At 44.9% G+C, this 23,673-nt stretch carries 17 protein-coding genes; 4 read left to right on the top strand and 13 right to left on the bottom strand.

Annotated elements, in window-relative coordinates:
• Positions 1-31: 31 nt before the first annotated feature.
• The 11 genes from RDN93_RS06315 to RDN93_RS06265 all read right to left on the bottom strand — a co-directional run bounded on the left by RDN93_RS06315 (position 32) and on the right by RDN93_RS06265 (position 15,892).
• The gene (locus RDN93_RS06315; RefSeq protein ID WP_308744709.1) at positions 32-1,456 is read right to left on the bottom strand and encodes a sialate O-acetylesterase; all 1,425 of its coding nucleotides are present in this window, start codon (positions 1,454-1,456) and stop codon (positions 32-34) included.
• A 19-nt stretch (positions 1,457-1,475) separates the two neighbouring features.
• Positions 1,476-2,711 carry an MFS transporter gene (locus RDN93_RS06310; RefSeq protein ID WP_308744708.1) on the bottom strand — a complete coding sequence of 412 codons (1,236 nt, stop codon included), beginning with the start codon at positions 2,709-2,711 and terminating at the stop codon, positions 1,476-1,478.
• A 3-nt stretch (positions 2,712-2,714) separates the two neighbouring features.
• On the bottom strand, positions 2,715-4,355 hold the full coding sequence (locus RDN93_RS06305; protein ID WP_308744707.1) for an exo-alpha-sialidase: 1,641 nt from the start codon (positions 4,353-4,355) through the stop codon (positions 2,715-2,717).
• 117 nt (positions 4,356-4,472) lie between these two features.
• On the bottom strand, positions 4,473-5,384 hold the full coding sequence (locus tag RDN93_RS06300) for a dihydrodipicolinate synthase family protein (RefSeq protein WP_308744706.1): 912 nt from the start codon (positions 5,382-5,384) through the stop codon (positions 4,473-4,475).
• Between the two features lie 26 nt (positions 5,385-5,410).
• Entirely contained in the window at positions 5,411-6,433 is a 1,023-nt protein-coding gene (locus RDN93_RS06295) for a hypothetical protein (RefSeq protein ID WP_055256265.1), read from the bottom strand.
• 47 nt (positions 6,434-6,480) lie between these two features.
• A complete protein-coding gene (locus RDN93_RS06290; RefSeq protein WP_005677981.1) occupies positions 6,481-7,233 on the bottom strand; it encodes a FadR/GntR family transcriptional regulator in 753 nt (250 codons plus the stop codon).
• 417 nt (positions 7,234-7,650) lie between these two features.
• On the bottom strand, positions 7,651-10,071 hold the full coding sequence (locus RDN93_RS06285; protein WP_308744705.1) for an ABC transporter permease: 2,421 nt from the start codon (positions 10,069-10,071) through the stop codon (positions 7,651-7,653).
• Positions 10,068-10,784, bottom strand: coding sequence for an ABC transporter ATP-binding protein (locus tag RDN93_RS06280; protein WP_308744704.1), 717 nt, complete (start codon positions 10,782-10,784; stop codon positions 10,068-10,070). The genes RDN93_RS06285 and RDN93_RS06280 overlap by 4 nt, the downstream gene beginning before the upstream one ends.
• A gap of 21 nt (positions 10,785-10,805) precedes the next feature.
• Positions 10,806-13,211 (bottom strand): ABC transporter permease, encoded by a 2,406-nt coding sequence (locus tag RDN93_RS06275; protein WP_308744753.1) that lies wholly within the window; start codon positions 13,209-13,211, stop codon positions 10,806-10,808.
• Between the two features lie 12 nt (positions 13,212-13,223).
• On the bottom strand, positions 13,224-14,471 hold the full coding sequence (locus RDN93_RS06270; RefSeq protein ID WP_308744703.1) for an efflux RND transporter periplasmic adaptor subunit: 1,248 nt from the start codon (positions 14,469-14,471) through the stop codon (positions 13,224-13,226).
• A 119-nt stretch (positions 14,472-14,590) separates the two neighbouring features.
• Positions 14,591-15,892, bottom strand: coding sequence for a TolC family protein (locus tag RDN93_RS06265; RefSeq protein WP_308744702.1), 1,302 nt, complete (start codon positions 15,890-15,892; stop codon positions 14,591-14,593).
• Positions 15,893-16,268: 376 nt separating this feature from the next.
• Here RDN93_RS06265 and RDN93_RS06260 point away from each other — a divergent pair, with 376 nt between their 5' ends.
• Genes RDN93_RS06260 through RDN93_RS06245 form a run of 4 tightly spaced genes read left to right on the top strand, consistent with a single transcriptional unit; the run spans position 16,269 to position 21,198 of the window.
• Positions 16,269-17,627: a sigma-54 dependent transcriptional regulator gene (locus tag RDN93_RS06260; RefSeq protein ID WP_308744701.1), complete on the top strand. Its 1,359-nt coding sequence runs from the start codon at positions 16,269-16,271 to the stop codon at positions 17,625-17,627.
• Positions 17,628-17,634: 7 nt separating this feature from the next.
• Entirely contained in the window at positions 17,635-18,888 is a 1,254-nt protein-coding gene (locus RDN93_RS06255; protein WP_308744700.1) for a HAMP domain-containing sensor histidine kinase, read from the top strand.
• Positions 18,889-18,944: 56 nt separating this feature from the next.
• Entirely contained in the window at positions 18,945-19,970 is a 1,026-nt protein-coding gene (locus tag RDN93_RS06250; RefSeq protein ID WP_308744699.1) for an AI-2E family transporter, read from the top strand.
• A gap of 55 nt (positions 19,971-20,025) precedes the next feature.
• A complete protein-coding gene (locus RDN93_RS06245) occupies positions 20,026-21,198 on the top strand; it encodes a glycosyltransferase (RefSeq protein WP_308744698.1) in 1,173 nt (390 codons plus the stop codon).
• A 37-nt stretch (positions 21,199-21,235) separates the two neighbouring features.
• Here RDN93_RS06245 and RDN93_RS06240 read toward each other — a convergent pair whose 3' ends face one another.
• Both RDN93_RS06240 and RDN93_RS06235 read right to left on the bottom strand, forming a co-directional pair.
• On the bottom strand, positions 21,236-22,480 hold the full coding sequence (locus tag RDN93_RS06240) for an FtsX-like permease family protein (RefSeq protein ID WP_308744697.1): 1,245 nt from the start codon (positions 22,478-22,480) through the stop codon (positions 21,236-21,238).
• 30 nt (positions 22,481-22,510) lie between these two features.
• The coding region (locus tag RDN93_RS06235) for a pyridoxal phosphate-dependent aminotransferase (protein ID WP_302323865.1) at positions 22,511-23,673 on the bottom strand (1,163 nt) is incomplete at its 5' end.

Raw genomic sequence — 23,673 nt, 5'->3', positions numbered from 1 at the left:
TTTCTATTTTCTCGTCTCATATATTATAAAATTATTTGGCAACAAAAGGAGAAGCCGGCAATCCGAAGTTTGAAAATAAATTCAACGGCTGATAATTCCTGAACCCGTACTTAACCCCTACCGGTTCGGGAACTTGTTCGCTAGTCAGCACCACTTTGGTTTTATTATCAAAAAGAACAGCCTTCGCCGGATAATAAACACCATCTTTTCCGGCAATCTCAAATCCGACAATTTCCCGGTCATACGATGTCATCCCCATTTCCGCGTAATCGAACTCCACAATTATTTTTTCTTTATCTATTGCAAAAGACTTGTAAAGAGGACCGCTATAAGGTGTTCCGCTACGCTGGTAAGTTTTTGCCAATGCCCACAGGGCAAGCCGTTTCCCTACACTCTCCTTGTCAGAGGGATGTACACAGGTACGATTTCCAATATCCGCCGTGACAACCATACCTGCATTGGGAATCTCCTTCAAACATTCCAATTGTACTTGCCGGATTTCAGCAGCATCCGTCTTATCCGCATTTTTCCGCCCGTAATCATAGGGGGCTATCTGCACATAATAAAAAGGAAATTCGCCCTGGTTCCATTCTTTCCGCCAAGACTCTACCATCGCCGGAAACAACCGCTTATATACCTGCGGATTATTTAAGTTACTTTCTCCCTGATACCAGATAGTACCTTTAATGGTGAATTGCTTTATCGGATGAATCATCGCATTGTATAGTAACGTAGGTTCATCTTTCGGTCTGGCAATGTCTTTAGGGTCTTTGGTCAGTACTGATAAAGATATTTCCGGAAACTTTTCCGTATATACCTCTTTATTAATCCACGACTCAATCTTGGAACCGCCCCAACTGGAACAAATGACGCCTACCGGCACATTCAAAACTTTACGCAGATAACTTGCAAAGAAATAGGCAGTGGCACTGAAATCCGCAACATTAGCCGGAGTAGATTCCATCCAGGAAGTTGCCATACAATCATCCAGCAATGTCTGGCTACTATTTATTTTAAGCGTAACCATACGGATATTATCAGATGGCGAAGCTGTTGCAATTACGTCACATGAGCCTTTTACCGGTTGTCCCCTGAATCCCTTTACAGGCATTTCCATATTCGACTGTCCCGAACATAACCATACTTCTCCTATCAGGACATTGGTTAGTGCCACCGGTTCCCCGTCGGATATGGTAATAGTATAAGGGCCGCCGGCAGAAGGCGTCTGTACCTGTAGCTTCCATGTACCGTCCGATGCGGAAGTGGTTGTATAGGTTTTATTATCCCAAGATGTTTTAACTGTGATTTTCCGGGAACGGGCAGCCCATCCCCACAGATTAGCATTGGTATTCTGCTGCAATACCATATCATTCCCTATTATTGCCGGTAGCTTTACCTTTGCTACCAAAGGTAAAAGACAAAGCATACCGGCAATTATGCATAGTACCTTTTTCATGATTTATAGTTTTAAATGATTAATCTTTCATGTCAATGGTCTTAGGCCGCAGACATGTGACCAAAATGACCAGCATAATCAATACGAATATCGCCAGAAGCGCGAAATCGCGTCCCAAATGTCCGGCATCCGTAGATTCTCCCAAGATACCGGTTATTGCCGCTCCCGCAAATACTCCGCACATATTCATAATACCATAAGCCGTCGCCCTGTAACGGGCTGAAACAAACTGGCAAAGAATCGGCATATTATTTGCGTCGAACATTCCGAATCCCACTCCGAACAGAACTGTTCCCATCACCAATGCGAAAATGGAATGACCGAATCCGATGAACAATAAAGAGGGGATAATAAAAGCCAATCCCAAAGCTCCCGTATATACTCTTCCACGCACAGTTTTGAGCACCCATCGGTCAGATATATATCCACCGGCTAAAACTCCGAACAGTGAAGATAAAGCGATGGAGATGGTAGACATCGGTCCTGCCACAGAAATATCAATAGACAGGCTCTCAGAAAAGAGAGTCGGCAACCAGTTTTTTGCCGCCCATCCCGGAGTGCCCGGCACGCAGAAGTAAAACAAGATAATCCAGAAAAAGACATTGGAGAACAACATACCCAAGCTTTTCAGAACCGGTATCTTTTTCACTTTCTCTTGTATGGCAGAGACAGTCCCCCTTTCCTTATCCCGTAAGAAAAAAGCCAGAATGACGCCATATCCTATACCAATAATACCAAACCAGTGGAATGTACTATGCCAGGAATACATGGCGGCAAAAGTAGCTCCGAAACCACCTATTGCCTGCCCGACATAAAGTCCCGTCATATGTATTCCCACTGCCAGCGAACGTGTCTTGTCCTGATGAAAATCAGCTATCAGAGACAGTGCGGCGGGCAAGTATAGCGCTTCACTCACTCCCATAATTCCACGAAGCCAGTAAAGCTGGTCAAAAGTAGTGGCATACCCCATTAGGTAAGTAACTCCGGACCATATACACAAACTGCCTACAATCAACCATTTACGGCTCATACGGTCGCCGATAATCCCGGAAATGGGACTCATCAGTCCGTATATCCACAGGAAGACCGCCATCAATCTGCCGAAATTGGCTGCCGATTCCAGTTCACGGACATCTGTCATCATAGGAATCCGCATGGTAGAGAGCATCTGCCTGTCCATATAGTTGAGTAAAGCAACTCCCCATAACAATCCGACTACCACCCAAGGATATATATTTGAAGTTTTACTGTTCATGACCTACCTATTTAAAATTTCTGCCAAATCAATTTTAATAAAAGCCATATTTGCCTGACTGCTTTCATATAATATCCCTATTGAATTTTCATCTATTGAAGTGATGCTGGAATAACCGGCACTACGATATTGGTCAAACAGAATCCAGTATTTCTCAGGCCATGTCAGTCCGTCGTCAAAACTAACTTTCAAAGTCAATTTATCCCGTGTCTTATAATCACTGGGATTGGCAAATAATAGTATGCTTTTCTTTTCTCCATCCACAGTATAATCATGGCGATGTAAACTTGCCATACACGTCGGTTCCACCAATGCTTTCCGTGACGTGGGATGCTCTGTCCATGTTTCGCCCAAGTCTGTCGTCGTACAGATTCTCCGGCCATTCACTTCTTTATTACCCCGGTTTCTGTTATCGCGCATATTCAGCATTACAGTACCGTCACTTAATTGGGCTGCATTACATTCCGTCACATTCGAATAAGCCGGATTGCTGGTTGTCCATGTCTTTCCGTGGTCTTTACTATATGTAATATTGGAGAATGCTGCTCCTTTATCATCACGTCCTTGTGTAGGAAAGACCAGAGTACCATCCGCCAGTGTTATTCCTTGTCCGGGAGCCGGAGCAAACAACCACCATTCTGGGCGTTTGGTCTTACCAGTTATATTATCGGGGAAGCTCCATGTCAGTCCGTCATCCGTGCTTTTAGTTATCAGGAACTGACAGGTCTCTTTCAGACCAGTTCCGGGTTGCGAGCCTTTCTTTCGCCACTGGTGTATCCAGTAAGTACTGTTTTCATTCAAGCCCTCTATCCACTTGCCATTATCATCCAATGCACCGTGCATCCACAATCCGGCTATATAAATATCATTTGTGTGTTTATCCACAAGGATGCACGCATCACTCACTCCATTAAACTTTTGCGGCAGTCCTCCCCATTCTCCCATATCCAACACCGTCTGGATGGGTTGCCATGTCAGTCCTTTGTCAAAGCTACGATGAAGAGCGATATCTATGTTTCCCTGCAAATCGCGAGTCAAATCATAACGGGCATCAAATATAGCCAGCAGAGTTCCGTTGTTACTGGTAGCCAATCCCGGAATACGTGAAGAAACAATACCATCCTGTCCTTTCTGTCTTAATGCCACTCCCACTCTTAGGGGGATAGCCTCCTTATTCGAGACTTTCAGTTCTCCCCGACTGGTTTTTATCCGGCTGCAATTCACACTAATGCGGTGTGTCAATGGAACCGTATCCTTCAATGTCACTGCTATCCAAAACGACAAGGAATCATCTTTCACTTGTATATTATCTGTAAAAGATATCTTCCGTGTAGCGGGCATCGGTTTACATATCAGACGGGATTCATCTATCAGCCCGTTTTTATGAGTTCCATATACCGCAACAGAAAGGATATCAGACAAGTCCGTACTTCCTTGCAAATCGACATCAATCTGCCGGATAGTGTAAGGACGGCTGCCTGTTTGAATCAAAGTTGCCTTAATAGTCGGATTAATCTGCTTCTTGACCAAAACAGGGATGACAGGCCTTTCCAGTTCGAACCTTATATCTTTACCCAAAGATATATCCGGTATCCATAGCAAAATCATCGAAAATATGATAAATATTTTCTTACTTACTTTCATAGTATCTTTATTTTAGGTAATTTTGAACGCATTTAACTAGATTAGGGGGAGATAGACAGGAAGTAAAGTAGCTAACCCCAGCAATACACTTTTACTGTCATCTCCTCTTTCTTATCACTAGAACTCAAAGAATTTTATCGCATCCAAATCACTTTTTAGTTTTTCATACTCTTCCGCTGAAAAAGTTTTTATCGGCAACCGGCAACTGCCGCAATCAATACCTATCAGTTTCATGATAGCTTTACCGCCACGTACACCTCCACCATATTTTATAATAACTTCCACTGTACGTATCGACTTCATCTGCCAGGCACGTGCCGTTTCCACCTCATTTTTCTTCATAGACTCAAAAATGGCATGGTAGACATTAGGGATATAATTGTATGTACTTCCCACACCTGCCACTGCTCCCATAGACAAACCTGCAATCAGAATCTCGTCAAAGCCATGCAATACTTCAAATTTATGCTGCTCCAAGTCGATGCAAGCCCCCATCTCCATCAGGTTATTATGAGTAAATTTCGTACCTACCAAGTTGGGCATTTTCTTCTTACCCTCTACCAAAAATTTATCTACCGGCAAGTTAACTCCTGTGATTGACGGCATATTATAATAATAGAAAGGCAACTCACTGGCAACCTGACAAATCGGCGTAAAGAAATCGACCAGTTCATCTACTGTCCCCGGCTTGAAAAAAGAAGGGGCAATTGAAGCGATAGCATCAGCTCCCGTTTGTGCGGCATGACGTGCCAGTTCCATGGCATCCCGCTGACAGTTTGAACCGACATGTGCAATCACCTTGAAACGCTTGGCGGCAGAAGCTACCCATTTTTCAAGAATTGCCTTACGCTCGTCAATCGTCAACGAAGAAAATTCACCGGTTGTCCCGCACACAAATACCCCTTTCACGGGGGTGGATGCTATCCAGTCGGCATACTTATCAATAACAGATAAATTCACATCCCCATTTTCATCCATTGGGGTGAAGGTGGCCGCAACCATACCTTCCAGTCTTTCATAATTGTTCATAATGCATTTAATTAGATTATTATATTTCACTTTCGGAAAGTTCCTTTCAAAATTAACGGTGTCCGTATGCCGGGTTGTATCTCGCCACTTACTACAAATACCTGATTTCCAATAGAAACAGCATTCGTTGTAACGGGAATAGGGTATGAACAATCGAACAAAGCTACCAAAGCATTCATGTCCGTACTGACCACCCGAAGTTTACGGCTAAATCCCGGGTGCTTGGGAGATGTCGGCAAAATTTCCTCCACTCCTCCCAGTATCAAAATCTTGTCTTCTCCATAAGGTATGGCCGTACCCGCCATCACCGGGAAAGAACCGGTCATTTTATTCCATTTCCCAGTACCCGGTTCAAATACATATCCTTCCGTATATTCCGTCATCAACTCATCCGGTGCATAGCTTCTTCCACTAAAGAGGTAAAACCGTCCTCTTTGAGCGACGCCTACCGCATAAGAAAGAGAAGGACCATCCCAACCCGGCATTACCTGCCATCCTTGCTCCTTATGATGCAAATCAAGCATATAGAAATGATGAGTTGACCGTTCATTTACCATAGACTCCTGCCCCCCAGCAATATAAATGCAATTATCACAAATAGCCCCCGCTGCATTAGCCAATGGAACCGGTAAAGAAGGATAACTGACAGAATCTATCACAAATGAATCTATTTCTTTTTTTATCAGAAATACTTTATCGCTACACCGCGCATGGTCACATCCACCGATACACAATAAACCTTCCGGCAAACTTATTGAAACCCCATAAGCAAGCGGACGGTCAAGGAAATCATCATATACAGTCCATTCCTCTGTATCCAAGTCGTAGCTATATAAAGTAGCCCACCAAGTCTTAATACCTCCCTCCCAAGGATACTTATCAGGAAAGTTAGCTCCACCCAACACAAGCAACTTGCCTTCCACTATCCCGGAATATGCACCTGCTAATCCGATGTTCTCCGGCATGCCGGCACATCCCGGAAGCAACAATGTATTTTCCCATTGTGCCTCTATCCTCTTTTCTTCTTTTCTAAAACAAGATGTATTCATTAGCAATAAAATTAAGGATAAACATAAAATTATCAGATGCCGCCTTTTCATATACCTTCTACCTTTTCACTTTCTGCCTTCTCAGCCATCAATTCCTGACTTCGGTTTACCTTGAAAATTTTATAGACCTCAAAATGCCTTTCGATAGCATCCCGGTAACCCTTCTCGTCCCCTTTCTTGATAAAGTCCAGCAAATCAGCATGAGTAGCTATCCGACCGCTTTTGCTCATTTCTATATTTATAGGTTTCAAATAATCCTTGAATTTCTCTTTCACATAGACAAGTATAGGATGAATGATTTCCTGAAATTCAGATATGATTTTATTTCCGGTGATTTTATACAGTTTCGTATGAAAAGCCGATTCACTAATCAATGCATATTCGTTATTCTCAAAAACGATACCCATTTTTACGATTTCGCTCAGTTCCTCGATGTCCTTAGGAGTTATCTTACGGAAAATGTCAGTTGATATTCCTATTTCAAGTGCAATTCTGAAATCCAACAAGTCCAAAATTGTTTCTTCACTCAAGACACGGGGGTCTATCACTCTTTTCATTCCCCCCAAAATGGAAGGTTCAGTCAGAACCATTCCCTTGCGGGGACGCGCATGAATCAACCCCATCATTTTCAGACGGCTCAATGCCTCTCTGACAACACTCCTTGCAACTCCCAGTTCCGCCGCCAGACTATTCTCATTAGGAATAGAGTCTCCACGTCCTAAATCATTCTTTTTGAAGTAGGTAAGCAGACTGTCTTCTACCTGGTCGATTAACGTTGTTTGATTGATTTCTATCTTCATATCATTAGACTTTTGTTATTTGTATTATTTGTCAGACAAGTAATACAAATGCAATATTAAGGGATTTTTTTTAGAATACAAGAAGATAATAATAGAAAAATAAGCATATATGTTGAAAAACATACTTTAGGATATGGACGGAGAAGAATCAGGAAATGAGATATACTTGTGAGAAATAGAATGAAAAGAAAGGGCATAAAAAAAGGCTATCTATCCCAGACAGCCAATCCTTTTTGTTAACCTTAAATCTAATACTATGAAAAACACACTGCAAAGATACGGACTCTCCGCATATCTCCAAATTTTCGGAGTAAAGAGGCATATCTTATAACATGGTTTAATAAAAGCAATAGACTCGTTAACATTTAACATAAATATATCGGATATTAACGAATACCCGATGGAGTGATTCAGAGATTATTCATAACGTAAAGAACGGGCAGGTTTGCTCATAATTATCTTCATGGTCTGGAAAGCTACCGTTACGAATGAGATAAACAGCATCAGCAATATAGGCACAATAAAGAACCATGCTTTCAAATCCGTGTGGAAAGCATAATGGCTCAACCAGGCATTCATACTAAACCAGGCTATCGGCAAAGCAATGACAACCGCTATCAAAATCAACTGGAAGAATCCCTTGACCAACTGATAGAAGAGTGTCCGGCGGGAAGCTCCGAGGACTTTGCGTATTCCCATTTCTTTGGTACGTGTGGAACATGCAAACATGACCAATACCCAAAGCCCCAGACAGGAAATGAAAATTGCCAGTCCGGTGAAAGAGCCAATCATCACACCGAATACTTCATCCTGGCGATACTGGTGGTCGAAGAACCGATCGAGGAAGAAGTAGTCGAAACTGGAATCCACAAAATATTGGTTCCAAATCTCATGCACCTGCGATACCAATTCGCGAGGGTCGCCGGAAGTCATCACGATAGAGACATAACGTTGTGGCAACCAGCCAATCTTGTCTTTATGAATCAGCATGATAGGTGTGTAATTCTTGCTCAATGCCTGTTGATGATAATCTTTCACTACTCCGATAATCTGCATCGGAGCATCGGTACATTCAACAGTCACCAACTCCCCTATCGCCTCATCATTAGATGTGAAACCCAGGTTACGTACAGCCGTTTCGTTAATCACCAGTTTATCTACATCGTCTCCATAATCTTCCGAGAAACTTCTTCCGGCTACGACTTGCAATCCATAGGCATCCACATAATCGGGGTCACAGGCAAGCATCTCATACAGACGGTTTTGCTTCAAAGCATCATTGGTGCGGCGGTTGGAAAGGAAGGTCGCCACTTCCTCGCCCGGCACAGCACCGGAAAAGGTGACCCGATGTACCAACGGGAGACGTGCTATTGCTTTTTTCATCGCTTCCAGTTTCGTATTCAGTCCTTCGGTATGTCCGGGGAACTTGACCACTAATGTCTGATTGGTCTTAACTCCCAAAGACTGGCTGCGCATAAAGTTCAACTGCGCAAAGACAATCAATGTGCCGCAAAGCAATATCATCGAAGCTGTATATTGAATGATAACCAATACTTTCCGTATCCGTTCGCCGGATTTGCCATGCAGGAATTTTCCTTTCAATAACGTAATCGGTTTCCGGTTCAGCAAAGCCAGTGCCGGATAATATCCGGAAAGGAATATCCCGGCAAAGAAAACAAGAACCAGCAAAATCCACCAATAATCCATCAGCCAAACGGAGAAAGTAACGGTACGGCCTACCAGTTGGTTAAAATACGGAAGAATCAGTTCTATCAATCCTACCGCCAGTACAAAAGCTATCAAATTCATCACCAGTGCCTCAAACAGGAACTGGTGAATCAACTGCTTGCGGAAAGCTCCCACTACCCGCCGTACTCCCACTTCTTTGGCACGCTCCATCGAACGGGCTACAGTGAGGTTTATATAGTTTATCCAGGCAATAGCCAATATAGCAATGGCAGCGAAAATCAAGGCAAGCATAGAAGAACGGTTTCCCTTTGTCTCCGCTTCGTATCCTACTTGCGGAGTGAGATGTATATCCGCCAGAGGGACTAAAGAGACTCCCCATATCTTGTTTTTCAGTGCTTCATCCGTCTTGTACTTTTCCGCCATTACGGGAAATCCTTTCTCAATTTCCGCTTTCCTTTCGGGAGAGTCAAGCAGGACGTAGGTATAGGCCTCGTGCTTGTACCAATATTCCTGCATATATTCAGGAAGAGATTTGTATGAAATCAGAAAACTGTAATGTATATGCGAGTTGGAAGGCATTTCTTTCATCACTCCGGTCACTTCACACGATATCTTGTCGTATGCTCCGGTAAAGATGAATATCTTTCCGATAGGGTCTTCATCCTTGAAATATTTACGGGCGATGCGTTCGGTGATTACGACTTGTCCCGGCATGGAGAGACAGGTTTTCTTATCGCCTTTCAGAAGTTCGAAATCGAAAAGGCGGAAAAAGCCGGGTTCGGCATAGGCTATCTGATTCTCCCGCAAGGTCAGTTCACCGTATTTCACTATTTGTTCCGGTTGGAGCAGGGAGCCGATTCGGGTATAGTCCTCTATTCCGGCAAGATTCTCTTTCATTGCCGAACCATATCCGAAAGAGCTGCTTGCCCAGTAGTCGGTCAGCACTTCCCCCTCGTGGAACGTACTTTGTACACGGTAGATACGATCGTACTTCGTGTGCATTTTATCAAAGCTGAATTCAAAGGTCACGTAGGTAAGAATCAGCAGTGCCGACGCCATGCCAATCGCCAGTCCGAATATATTGATGAAGCTGAATCTTTTCCGTTTCATCAGATTCCGCCAGGCACTATTCCAGTAGTTTCCTATCATACGGTTTCGTTTTTAGCCGGCGTATTCCTTTCCAGCGGGCGGTTGATGTTTTCGGCTACAATTTGTCCGTCCAGCAATTGGATGACGCGATGTGCGTACATTGCATCCCGTTGGGAGTGGGTGACGGTGATGATGGTAGTTCCCTGACGGTTCAGTTCGCTCAACAGTTCCATTACTTCTATACCGTTCACCGAGTCCAGGTTTCCGGTAGGTTCATCGGCAAGAAGCAACTTACAATCCGTCACTACGGCACGGGCAATGGCTACACGCTGTTGCTGCCCGCCGGACAGTTGTTGGGGATAATGGTTGGCACGATGCTGCAGGTTCACTTTTTCGAGCACTTTATTCACTCTTTCTTTACGCTTGTCGGCTTTGACACCCATATAGACAAGGGGTAATTCCACATTCTCATATACGGTCAGTTCGTCAATCAGGTTGAAACTCTGGAAGATAAAGCCAAGATTGCCTTTTCGGAGAGCAGTCAGTTGGTTCTCGTTCATTTTATCCACCTGTTTCCCTTCAAAGAAATAAAAGCCGGAAGTAGGAGAATCGAGTGTACCCAAAATATTCAGCAACGTTGACTTACCGCATCCCGAAGGGCCCATTATGGCAACGAATTCCCCTTGTTCCACCTGTAAGGTGACTTCGTTCAATGCCTTTGTCTGCACTTCTTCGGTTGTGAAGAGTTTTGTCAGTTTTTCAGTTTTAATCATAATCAGTTCAATATTTATTAGTTATTCATATTTTAAGATACACATCGGTTTCAGGCAGATAATGCGCCACACTTGTTGAAAGACGGTAAGAAACGCAATCAGCATCAGCAGCACGAAAGCAGTTGCATATATCCACCAAGGCAACGAAACGTGGAAAGCATACGTTTCCAACCAACCGTTCATCAACACTGCCGACACGGGGATGCCGATTGCAGAAGCCAATACAGTGAGCAGCATCAGTTCCTTAGTCAAGATAAAGAACAGACTTCTTTTATTTGCACCGAGCACTTTCCGAATCCCCACTTCTTTCAAGCGCGACAAGGTTGAAAATAGTGTTACAATCCACAATCCAAGACATGCTACAAACACAGCAAGCAAAGAAGCACTGGCAAATATCCAACCAAAATTACGGTCTGACTTATATAGGAAAGTATTCAAATCATTCAAAAAGAAGTAAGAAAATAAAGAAGTCGGAAAGTATTCACGATACATCTGCTCAATCTCCGTCAAAGTGCTATCTCCTCCTCCGTCTGTCAGGCGGACTGAAATATAAGGGGTCGCAATAAACGGTACCCGTTCTTTCATAAAGAAGATAATAGGTTTGTAAGCCACGGAAAGTGACTGCTGGTGATAGTTTTTCACCACCCCGATAATTTCGAGCGGCTCGCCTACCACCTCCATCTTAACCTGCTGTCCCAATGCGGCTTCGGGCGACTCGTAGCCTAACAGCCTGACAGCTTCCTCGTTAAGCACTATCCGGTTGAGGTCACCGCCAAAATCCTCTGAGAAACATCGCCCACAAATCATAGCAGGCATATAGGCAGATAGATAATCATAATCTACGGCAAACATTTGTATCAACTTCACTTGTGAAGGGTCGCTTCCATAGGGACGGTTGGTGAAATAATTGGCTACCTCCACCCCGGGAACAGCTCCCGAAACTGTTACATGGCTTACGTCCGCCCGCTGCTTCAGACGCTTGGTGAAACTTTCCATACGCAATGCCAACCCCTCGGTAAATGAAGGATATTTAATGATCAACATACGTGAATGAGAATCGACGGAAGCCTCACTTTGCATATAGCATACCTGCCGAACCACTGTGAACGTACCAACAATCAAGACAAAAGAAGCCAGAAACTGAACCACAATCAGCACTTTCCTTATGCGGTTGCCGCGTTTACCGTGCAACAGTTTCCCCCTCATAATTTCCGACGGACGTATAGTAACCATCAGCCAGGAGGGATAGAGCCCTACGACAAACGTACCGATAACAACCACTCCGGCTACAACTCCCCAGAAAGCCGGTAACATAAGTATATCCGTCCCGAAACTTTGCCCTGCCCAGCGATAAACAAGGGGTAAAAGGAGTTCCAGCCAACCAAGAGCTATCAGCGTAGCCAGCAGATTCATGAAGCCAGACTCGAGAAGTCCCTGGATAATAATCTGACGGCGCGAAGCACCAAAAATCTTGCGCAACCCGAACTCACGTCCGCGTTCCAGGAAACGCGCTACGGTAAGATTCAAGGCATTTGCCCAACCTATCAATAGCAGGGAAACGGACATCACCAACAGTATAAGAACCGCTGTCCGGCTGCCTTTTATCTCTTTCTCGTAGGCTTTTTGCGGAGTGAGGTGAATATCTTTCAGCGGTATCAACTCTACCGCCCAAGTCTTATGTTTCAATGCATCGGTCTTATACTTATCGGATATATTGAGAAAAGCCGCTTCAATCTCTGCCGGAGACTTTCCGGACATCAGGCGGACATAGGTGTAAACCCCGTGAATGTACCAAATATCCTGCCGCTCTTTAGGAATCGTATTATATGAAAGTAAGAAATCATATTGCAGATGAGAGCGAACGGGCATATCTGCTATCACGCCGGTTACTTCAAAGTTTTGCTGCGATGAAGACGTACTGAAAGTCAGTATCTTGCCTATCGGGTCTTCTTCATCAAAATAACGGTTTGCCGCACTTTCGGTCAGCACCACCGTATTAGGACGCACCAGTTGCCCGCTCTTATCTCCTTTAATTATCGGGAAATTGAATATCTCAAAAAAAGCAGGTTCGGTGTAGCAGTAATGCTCTTCGGCAAACCTCTTTTCGAAGTAATTCACCACTTGTTCGCGGTCTTGTGCCGTCAAACGGACATATTTCTCAATGCCGGCAATTTCACGGCTCATAGTGGGCGCATGTCCGTAAGCTGTAGTCGCCCAGTTATCTGTCAGCGTCTCACCCTCATACAACCGGCTTTCGACACGATATACACGCCCGGTGTCGTGGAATGAATCGTAACTCAATTCCGACCAAACATAAAGTATGATGAGCAGTGCTGTTGCAATGCAGACAGACAGCCCCGCTATATTTATCAGTGTCAGAGATTTCTTAACCCGCTGACTACGTATCACTTGTGAAAAGTAATTTATCATATTACAGACTTATTTCAATATCAGTTTCTCATTATCGCCAAACAATTCATATCCCGACACAATCACCCGGTCGCCAGGCTTCAGTCCTTCGGTAACCTCATAGTACTGCGGATTTTGTCGTCCGATGCGAATGGGGCGGCGAATAGCAAATTTACCACTTTCATCGACAACATACATCCATCGTCCGCCGCTTATTTGAAAAAATCCGCCACGTGGTACCAAAATAGCCTGTGTAGGATCGCCCAACTGCAGATTGATATGATAGGTTTGCCCTGCACGTATATTCTCCGGTCGTCCGGCTGTAAACCGCAAGTCGGTACGGAACTGCCCGTCTTTTACTTCCGGATAGGGCTTTGTCACCTCCAGTTCATAGCTGGCACCGTCACGTGTAAAATCAGCCGGCAGTCCGGGCACAACACGCTCCACGTAATGTTCGTCAATCTGTGCCTGCACCTTCAAATCAGAAGTGATTATCTGACCGATATGCTCGCCCGCAGCTATTGATTGCCCTATCTGTGCGTCAAGGTTGCCCACCTGCCCGTCAATAGGCGCTTTCACCTTCAGGTTCTCAATCCGTTCGCGCACCAGTGCAAGACTCCGCTTCATATTACGTATGTTCTCGTCCAAGCTGCTTACCTGACTTTCACGAAAAATGTTATCCTGACGAATCCGCTCGTCAATGACATCCAACTGTTCTTGAGCCGCATCATACTCTTCCTTGGCAAGGAGGTAATCCTCTTTTGCAATGAGTTGCTCTTTTATCAAGCGACTGTATTGCTCGTAACGGCGCTGTTTCACTATCCTGTCTTTATTCAGCCCGATACGCTCTTGTTTCAAACGCAGGCGTTCCTGCTCCATGCTGATACGGGTATTACGGAGTTCGTTCTCCTGATAAGCCAAATCCGCTTCGCTCTGCATAATACCGATGTTTAGTAACGGATTGCTGAGACGCAGAATCACATCGCCTGCCTTCACCATGGCACCTTCTTCTTTCAGACGTTCTTCCACACGTCCGCCTTCCACAGCGTCCATATAAATAATGCGATTAGGCATTACCTGCCCGATGACACGAATATAGTCGTTAAACTCACCACGGTCAACGGTAGCAATCGTCAGACGTTCTTTCTCCACAGCCATGGTAGAGGCAGTATCCCTGAAAATGAAATATAAAATAACGGCAATGACAAAGGCTATGCCACCTATTATATATAGGTGTTTGCGGGTAATGCCGGGTTTGCGTTCAATAGGTGTATCCATAAGGAATCAATCAAAAATAGGGTTATTATAAATTAGTTATTCGGAAAACCATTATCCTGTTATTCGGGAAGCATCAACTCTGTTATTCAAGACATATTAATTCTGCCCTTATAAGAAACTTATAAGAAAGTTCCTTCCCGATAATATTTCTCCAGTCTCATCATCATTTCTACCTGCAAGCGTACACGAACCAGTTCAGCTTTAGCAGAGATAAAACGATTGCGGGCTTCCATTAACTGAAAGACAGAGATAAGTCCTTCTTCCCACTTTCGTTCGGATTCTTTCAAGACCAGAGTTTCCGCACTCAATTGCTGCAATGCCTGCTGATGTTCCATATAGCCGGCACGCAGGGAAAGAAGGGTCTGTTCAATGTCGGTATATAATTGTTGCTTCTCCAGTTCTTCTTCATTCTTCAGGCGATACAAGTTCAGCTTCAGCTTCCTCTGATTCGTCAGACGTTCAAAACCGCTCAACAAAGGGAAAGAGATACCGATGCCGATATATTTTCCTATATTATCCCGCAATTGCCTGGCAGAAAATGCTGTGTTGTAGAAATTGGAACCGACCGTAAAGCGAGCATAAACAGAAGGAGAAAAAGCTCCGCCCGCCATCGCATATTCTTTACGGGCGGCTTTCTGCTTCAAGTCAATCATACGCATGGCAGGAAGTGTTTCCAACGATTGCCCATACAATGTTTCCGTAGAGGGGAGTGAAAACAACGGGAGTTTATTCAATTCGGCAATCGTATCCTGAATGACAAGTGTATCGCCCCGCCGAAAGCTCATCAACTGTTCCAGATGCAGCAATGCCAACCGGCAACTATTGGCACGGGATTGGTAACGATATATATCGCCTTCCCTACGGGCTTTCACCTCTTGCAAGTCGGAGACGGATTTCAAACCCAGTTCCACAAATGCCTCGGTTTGTTTCATATATCGTTCGCTCAACCGGCTTTGCTCCAAAGCAAGATTCAGAAGTTTTCTTTCCAAAACCAGCTTGTAGTAAGCATCCGTCACTTGATAAGCGAGTTCATTCTGCCTGTCTTTCAGTTCCCATTCGCTACGCTCCCGGTTTATTTTCCGAAAACGTACCTGATTGATACGTGAGAAGCCTTCAAACAAAGATAAAGTCATATCAAGACCTACTGTTCCCTCTTCAAAAGTCTTTTCCGTATAACCATTGGTATCCGGGTCTATCGAACGCCCGAAACGCTTTCCTGTTTCTGCATTGGCTACTATGCGGGGAAGGAATGTACCGATAGCGGCGGTATAATCCGTTCGTGCTTCCTTTATGCCGATAGCACTATTCCGTACAGAGGGATTCTGTTTCCACGCCAGGCGGATACATTCGTCCAAACTCATTGCAGGTTGAGCATACGCAATTGCGGGTAATAAAAACAATAAAAAGAAAATGTTTCTCATTCTTCAGTATATATGCGATTGTGTTCTATACGAATAAAAAAGCAAACATAATGCCACAATATTTAAACTACTGATTACAAGACAGATGACACACACCGCACTCTCGTTCCCGTCCAATTATTACACACCATAACGTCTAAAAATTGGACGTTATCAATAAAGAGCCACCATAACCTGCATACAAACAACAATTATTCAGCGTTCAGGCCATAAGTCTTCCACAGACAGGACATAGAATAAAGCCATGTTTCAGGAAATGTATCATAAAACGTCTAATTATTGGACACTCCCTTGCAGGGAAAAGCAAAAACGAATATCTTTACCCGAAAACTTAAAGAATCATTCAACCCAGACAGATACCCCCAATCTTACATATATGGAAACCGGAACTATTTTAATAGTAGATGATAATAAAAGTGTGTTGACTTCTCTGGAGCTATTACTCGAAAATGAGTTCAGCACCGTCCGTACTGCTGCCAATCCGAATCAAATAACGACACTGCTCACTACCACTTCCATTGATATTGTAATCCTTGACATGAATTTCTCGGCAGGTATCAATAACGGCAACGAAGGATTGTACTGGCTGAAGCGTATTCACGAAATCCGCCCTACCCTCCCTGTGGTGATGCTGACTGCCTACGGAGATGTGGAACTGGCCGTAAAAGCCTTGAAGAACGGAGCCACCGATTTTCTTCTCAAACCCTGGGATAACCGGACACTGGTTCAGAAAATAAAGGAAGCATACAATCATAAATCGAACGGGAAAAGCTCCCCAAAACCAAAGAACCCAACCACCGGCTCCGGTAATCCGAACAAACCGGAAATGCTGATAGGACATTCTCCTGCCATGCTACAATTAATAAAGGTGGTCAATAAAGTAGCCAAGACCGATGCCAACGTCTTGATAACCGGAGAAAACGGAACCGGAAAGGAAATGCTGGCAAGGGAGATACACCGCCTGTCTCCACGCAATACCCGCTCCATGTCAAGTATTGATATGGGAGCCATCAGCGAATCCCTCTTCGAAAGCGAACTTTTCGGTCACGAGCGCGGAGCTTTTACGGACGCTTATGAAAGCCGTCCGGGAAAGTTCGAAGCAGCCAGCGGCAGTTCGCTTTTTATGGATGAGATTGGGAATCTTCCCCTTGCATTGCAGGCCAAACTACTGACCGTACTGCAAAACAGGAATATCACCCGAATCGGAAGCAACAAAGTCATCCCCGTTGATATCCGGCTCATTTCCGCCACCAATAAAGACATTCCGGAAATGGTGAAACAAGGAATATTCCGCGAAGACCTGTTCTACCGTATCAACACCATCCACCTGGAAATCCCTCCATTACGGGAACGGGGAGACGACATACTCCTGTTCATCGAAACTTTTCTCCACCGTTTCGCATCAAAATACCAACGTCCGGAAATGCGGATGCATGAGCAAACGATTGAGAAACTACGCTCCTACCACTGGCCGGGCAATATCCGGGAATTACAGCACACTATCGAGAAAGCCGTTATATTATGTGAAGGCAACGTGATACGTCCCAAAGATATTCTGGTAAAACAAACCTGGAAACCGCTGACCACCAGCACTGTCCCCAATCTGGAAGAAGTGGAAAGACAGGCCATTGAAACAGCTATTCTGCAAAATAACGGAAACCTGACTGCCGCTGCCGAGCAACTGGGAATCAGCCGTCAGACACTCTATAACAAACTAAAACGCTTCAAACCCTGAACAACACATGATATTCAGCCGACACATCTATTGGATTATATTGCTACACGTCATGCTCATTCTCGTCACCTCGGGAACAGGTGCCTGGCTTATCATCTCACAACGCGGATTTGTAACAGGCACATTATTGATTGTCTGTTCCCTCTTCCAAATCAGCGGACTGGTGAACAAGCTAAATTCATTCAATCAAAAGTTGCGTATCTTTTTCGATGCCATAGAAGATAAAGACAATATGCTCTACTTCCCCGAACACCACGTCAGCAAGGAACAGGAAAAGCTGAACCGTTCTCTCAACCGCATCAATCTACTGCTCGCCAAAACCCAATCTGAATATTCCAGACAGGAACACTTCTACCGCTCACTCCTGGAAGAAGTGCCCAGCGGGGTATTGGCATGGGATTCTACCGGAAAGATAATCATGGCAAACAGTGCCGCCCTCTCCTTGTTAGACTGCCAGCAATTAACCCGATACCGGCAATTGGAGTCCCTGTTGCAAGAAAAAGGGAGAAAGGAACATCTCAGCCTTTCGGAAAGCCGGATGAAACTACAAGATGAGACAATCACCCTCTTATCTATCAAGGATATCGGCGACGAACTTAGCGACAAGGAAAGTGAATCATGGAACAAACTAAGCCACGTGCTCACCCATGAAATAATGAACACCATTGCTCCCATTATCTCCCTGTCGCAAACACTATCCGCCTATCCGGACATCAACGAAAAAGCGGTTCGCGGGCTCCGCATCATTCAGGCGCAAAGCGAACGCCTGTTACAATTTACCGAATCATTCCGTCACCTCTCCTACCTGCCCCAACCCGAAAAGAGACTTTTCTCACTTTCGGCAACCCTGCAAAATCTCCGGGAACTCCTGTCCGGCGACTTCAAAGAAAACAATATCGCCTTCACACTGACCTGCCGTCCCGAAACAATTTATATGAAAGGCGATGAGAACCAACTCTCCCAAGTCCTGCTCAACCTTCTGAAAAACGCCATGCAAGCGCTGGAAGGAAAGAAAGAAGGAAGAATCAGTATCCGCGCACAGCAAGACGAACGCATATCCATCGACATTGAAGACAACGGCTCAGGGATTTCACCCGAGTTACAAGAAAAGATATTTATTCCTTTTTTTACTACCAAATCAGAAGGCAGCGGCATCGGATTAAATCTATGCAAACAAATCGTCCGCCTTCACGGCGGGCATCTCACCATTCAGGAAAGCAAACCCGGCAAAACAGTTTTTCATATTGATATGCCATTATAAAACAAACCTTTCCACCTCTTTGAGTGTTTATTGTGTAAACGAATTACTTACACGATATGAGCATCAAAGAACAATACTGGAAATATTCCCTCATTGTCATTATCCTGTTTATGGGAGTTATCATCTTCCGGCAAATCACTCCCTTTCTAGGGGGATTGCTGGGAGCACTTACCATCTATATACTGGTACGTACGCAAATGAACCACCTGACGGAAAAGCGGAAAATGAAACGCAGCGTCAGTGCGCTACTGATTACGGCAGAAACCATATTAGTGTTTCTTGTCCCTCTCGGATTGACAATATGGCTGGTAGTGAACAAACTTCAGGACATCAATCTGGCCCCGCAGACTCTCATCGAGCCTATCCAGCAAGTAGCGGAGTTTATCAAGGAAAAGACAGGATATGATGTACTGGGCAAAGATACATTGTCATTCATCGTCTCCATTCTCCCCCGCATCGGACAGATAATCATGGAAAGTGTCAGCAGCCTTGCCATCAATCTGTTCGTCATGGTATTTGTACTTTACTTTATGCTGATAGGCGGGAAAAAGATGGAAGCATATGTCAATGCCATTCTCCCGTTCAATGAGTCAAACACGCAGGAAGTGATTCACGAAATCAATATGATTGTACGTTCCAACGCTATCGGTATCCCTCTGCTGGCTATCATCCAGGGATGTGTTGCCATGATAGGCTATCTTATCTTCGGAGCGCCCAATATTTTACTATTAGGTTTCCTCACCTGTTTCGCTACCATCATTCCGATGGTGGGCACTGCCTTGGTATGGTTTCCCGTAGCCGCCTACCTTGCCATCAGCGGGGACTGGTTCAATGCCATCGGACTCACTGCATATGGAGCTATTGTCGTCTCACAGTCCGACAACCTGATTCGTTTTATCCTTCAAAAGAAAATGGCAGACACCCATCCGCTGATTACCATCTTCGGAGTAGTCATCGGTTTACCGATATTCGGATTTATGGGAGTTATCTTCGGCCCGCTATTACTCTCGCTATTCTTTCTTTTTGTCGATATGTTCAAGAAAGAATATCTGGATTTACGAAATAACCTGCCTTCGAGATGAGGGACTACCGAAAAAATGCGTACTTTTGCGGTCGTAAAAACGACACTATAATTCAATGGAAGCATTTACATTCAATACTGTCGAGCTGATTCTTTTATCGGCGGCAGGTATTCTTTTTATCATTCAGCTTATTTACTATTTCGGTTTGTACAACCGGATATACGTACGTAACAAAGCAGTGCGCAAAGAGGAAGTTCACTTCACACGGGAATTGCCGCCACTTTCCGTCATCATCTGCGCGCGCAACGAAGCTGATAACCTGCGTAAATTCCTTCCGGCTATCCTGGAACAGGATTACCCGCAGTTTGAAGTCATTGTCATCAACGACGCTTCCACCGACGAGACAGAAGATGTGCTGGGATATATGGAAGAGAAATATCCCCATCTCTATCATAGCTTTACACCGGACAGCGCCCGCTATATCAGCCACAAGAAACTGGCTCTGACCTTAGGCATCAAAGCCAGCAAACACGACTGGCTTGTATTCACGGAAACGAACTGCCTGCCCGCAAGCAACCAATGGCTGAAACTGATGGCACGCAACTTCACCTCGCAAACTCAAATCGTACTGGGATACAGCGGATACGACCGCACCAAAGGCTGGCTGCACAAACGTGTCGCATTCGACACTTTATTCCAGTCATTACGCTACCTAGGCTTCGCCCTGGCAGGAAAACCATACATGGGCATCGGGCGCAATATGGCTTACCGCAAAGAATTATTCTTCAAGCAAAAAGGATATTCCAAATATCTGAACCTGCAACGCGGAGAAGACGACCTGTTCGTCAACCAGATGGCAAACAACACCAATACCCGTGTGGAAACGGACTTCAACGCGACCATGCGGATACAACCCGTTTACCGTTATAAAGACTGGAAAGAAGAAAAAGTCAGCTATATAGCCACCTCACGCTTTTACCGCGGAGCACAACGCTACTTATTAGGTTTTGAAACCTTATCACGCCTGTTATTCTACGTTGCCTGCATCGCCGGTATCGTATTCGGCATCCTTAGCTTCCACTGGGTAGCGGCAGGCATTGCGTTATTACTCTGGCTGATTCGCTACACCGTGCAAGCCGTTATCATCAATCAGGCTGCCAAAGAAATGGGCGGCAACAGGAAATATTATTTCTCACTGCCTGTATTCGATATCCTGCAACCGATACAATCATTAAATTTCAAACTCTGCCGTTTCTTCCGAGGTAAGGGAGACTTTATGAGAAGGTGACAAACTCATTCACTTATATATAGAAAAGAAAAGGGATTTACTCATATCTCATGGAACTTGCCGGATTGATTTTAGTAATCAGGAACGAAGGGCCTATCAACATCAGGACGGCAGCCAGCAATGTGCCGATATTAATCAGAAGGAAAAGCAGGATATTGAAAGAAACCGGAACGGTATCCACATAATAGGTCTCCGGATCGAGCCTGAAAATACCGAACCGGGATTGAAGGATACAGAACGCCAGCCCGATAGCATTTCCCCAAAGCATACCTTTGCCAATCAGGAAAACAGCAAACCAGAGGAAGGTCTTACGAATCGTAAAATTGGTAGCTCCCAAAGCCTTCAAGATACCAATCATATTCGTACGTTCGATAATGATAATCAGCAACCCGGAAATCATGGTAAAACCGGCAACGCCTACCATCAGAATCAAAATCACCCACACATTCAAGTCCAACAAATCAAGCCATGCAAATATCTGAGGATTCAACTGTTCAATGTTACGCACATAATACACGCCGCCCAGTTCATCCTGTTGGTTGTCAGCATCGACCGCTATTTCATACGTCGTATCTTCGAGCTTATCATAATCTTTCACTTGAAGTTCCACCCCGGTCACCTGCTCCGGCTGCCAACCATTTAAGCGGTTCACCAGGTTCAGGTCAGTCAATAAAAAGAGATTATCGTATTCGGAAAAGTTCGTCTGATAAATCCCGGCAATAGTCAACCGACGCGCACGGACATCGTCCTGTATATAATAGGTATATATCTTATCCCCCAGCTTCAACTTCATCTTCGTAGCCAAAGCCTTGGAGATAAGCACTTGATTGCTGGAAACCGAATCACTGAAAACGGGAATCTCGCCTTCCAGCAGATACTCTTGCATGAAACGAGGGTCAAACTCCGGCCCGACACCTTTCAGCACCATTCCCTGAAAAGCATCATCCGTCTTTATCATGCCCGGCTTGGTAGAGAAACGCTGTACATGGCTTATTTCAGGATAGGCGGCAAGGGCTGCCATCATGCTATCCCCTACCATAATCGGATGAGTCTCATAAGAACTCGCCGCATCCAGATTGGTAATCTGGATATGCGAACCGAATCCTATGACTTTATTCCGCACTTCACCTTTAAACCCGATAACCACCGCCACGGCAATAATCATCACAGCCAGCCCGATAGCAATACCCGCCATGGCAATGAGGACCGCAGGACGTGACACCTGCTTTCCGCCATCGCTTTCACGATAGATACGCCGGGCTATGAAAAGTGATAGAGACAATTTTCAGTGATTAACGGTTAGTGATTAAGATTAATCCACTCTTCCCGGATACGCTTCCAAAGCCTTCTGCAAGACAAAAAGCGCACGGGTTAAATCTTCTTTCTTCAACACATAGGCAATACGGACTTCGTTGATACCGGAACCCGGAGTTGTATAGAAACCGGAAGCCGGAGCCATGAATACCGTCTGTCCTTCGTATTCGAAGTCCGAAAGACACCAAGCACAGAACTTGTCCGAATCGTCTACCGGAAGTTTTGCCACCGTATAGAAAGCACCCATCGGAATCGGAGAATAAACACCCGGAATACGGTTCAAGCCGTCAATCAGGCATTTACGACGTTCCACGTATTCGTCATACGTCTCGCGATAGTATTCTTCCGGAGCATCCAGTGAAGCCTCAGCAGCAATCTGTCCAATCAAAGGGGGGCTCAGACGAGCCTGGCAGAACTTCATAACAGCGTCACGTATCTCTTTGTTCTTGGTAATCAGCGCACCGATACGGATTCCACATTCCGAATAACGTTTTGAAACGGAGTCAATCAGTACCACATTATTCTCGATGCCTTCCAAATGGCAGGCAGAGATATAAGGAGAACCGGTATAGATAAACTCACGATATACTTCATCGGAGAAGAGGAACAAATCATACTTCTTCACCAAGTCACGAATCTGATTCATCTCGCGACGGGTGTACAGATAACCGGTCGGGTTATTCGGATTACAAATCAGTATCGCTTTGGTGCGTTCATTTATCAGCTCTTCAAATTTCTCCACTTTCGGAAGCGAGAAACCTTCTTCGATAGTCGTGGCAATGGTGCGAATTTTCGCTCCGGCAGAGATGGCGAATGCCATATAATTGGCATAAGCCGGTTCCGGAACAATAATCTCGTCCCCCGGATTCAGGCAGGAAAGGAAAGAAAACAATACCGCTTCCGAACCACCCGATGTAATGATTATATCGTCTGCCGTCAGGTTGATATTGAACTTTGCATAATATCCTACCAGTTTCTCGCGATAGCTACGGTAACCTGCGCTGGGACTGTATTCCAGCACTTTGCGGTCAATGTTGCGTATCGCGTCAATCGCGGCCTGAGGAGTGGGCAGGTCAGGCTGTCCGATGTTCAGGTGAAATACATGGACTCCGCGTTGCTTGGCAGCGTCTGCCAAAGGAGCCAGTTTTCTGATAGGAGATG

The organism is uncultured Bacteroides sp. (genome assembly GCF_902491285.1).
In the GTDB taxonomy this organism is placed as follows: Bacteria; Bacteroidota; Bacteroidia; order Bacteroidales; family Bacteroidaceae; genus Bacteroides.
The sequence above is the reverse complement of the archived record's forward strand: the minus strand, read 5'-3'. Positions and strand labels throughout refer to the sequence as shown.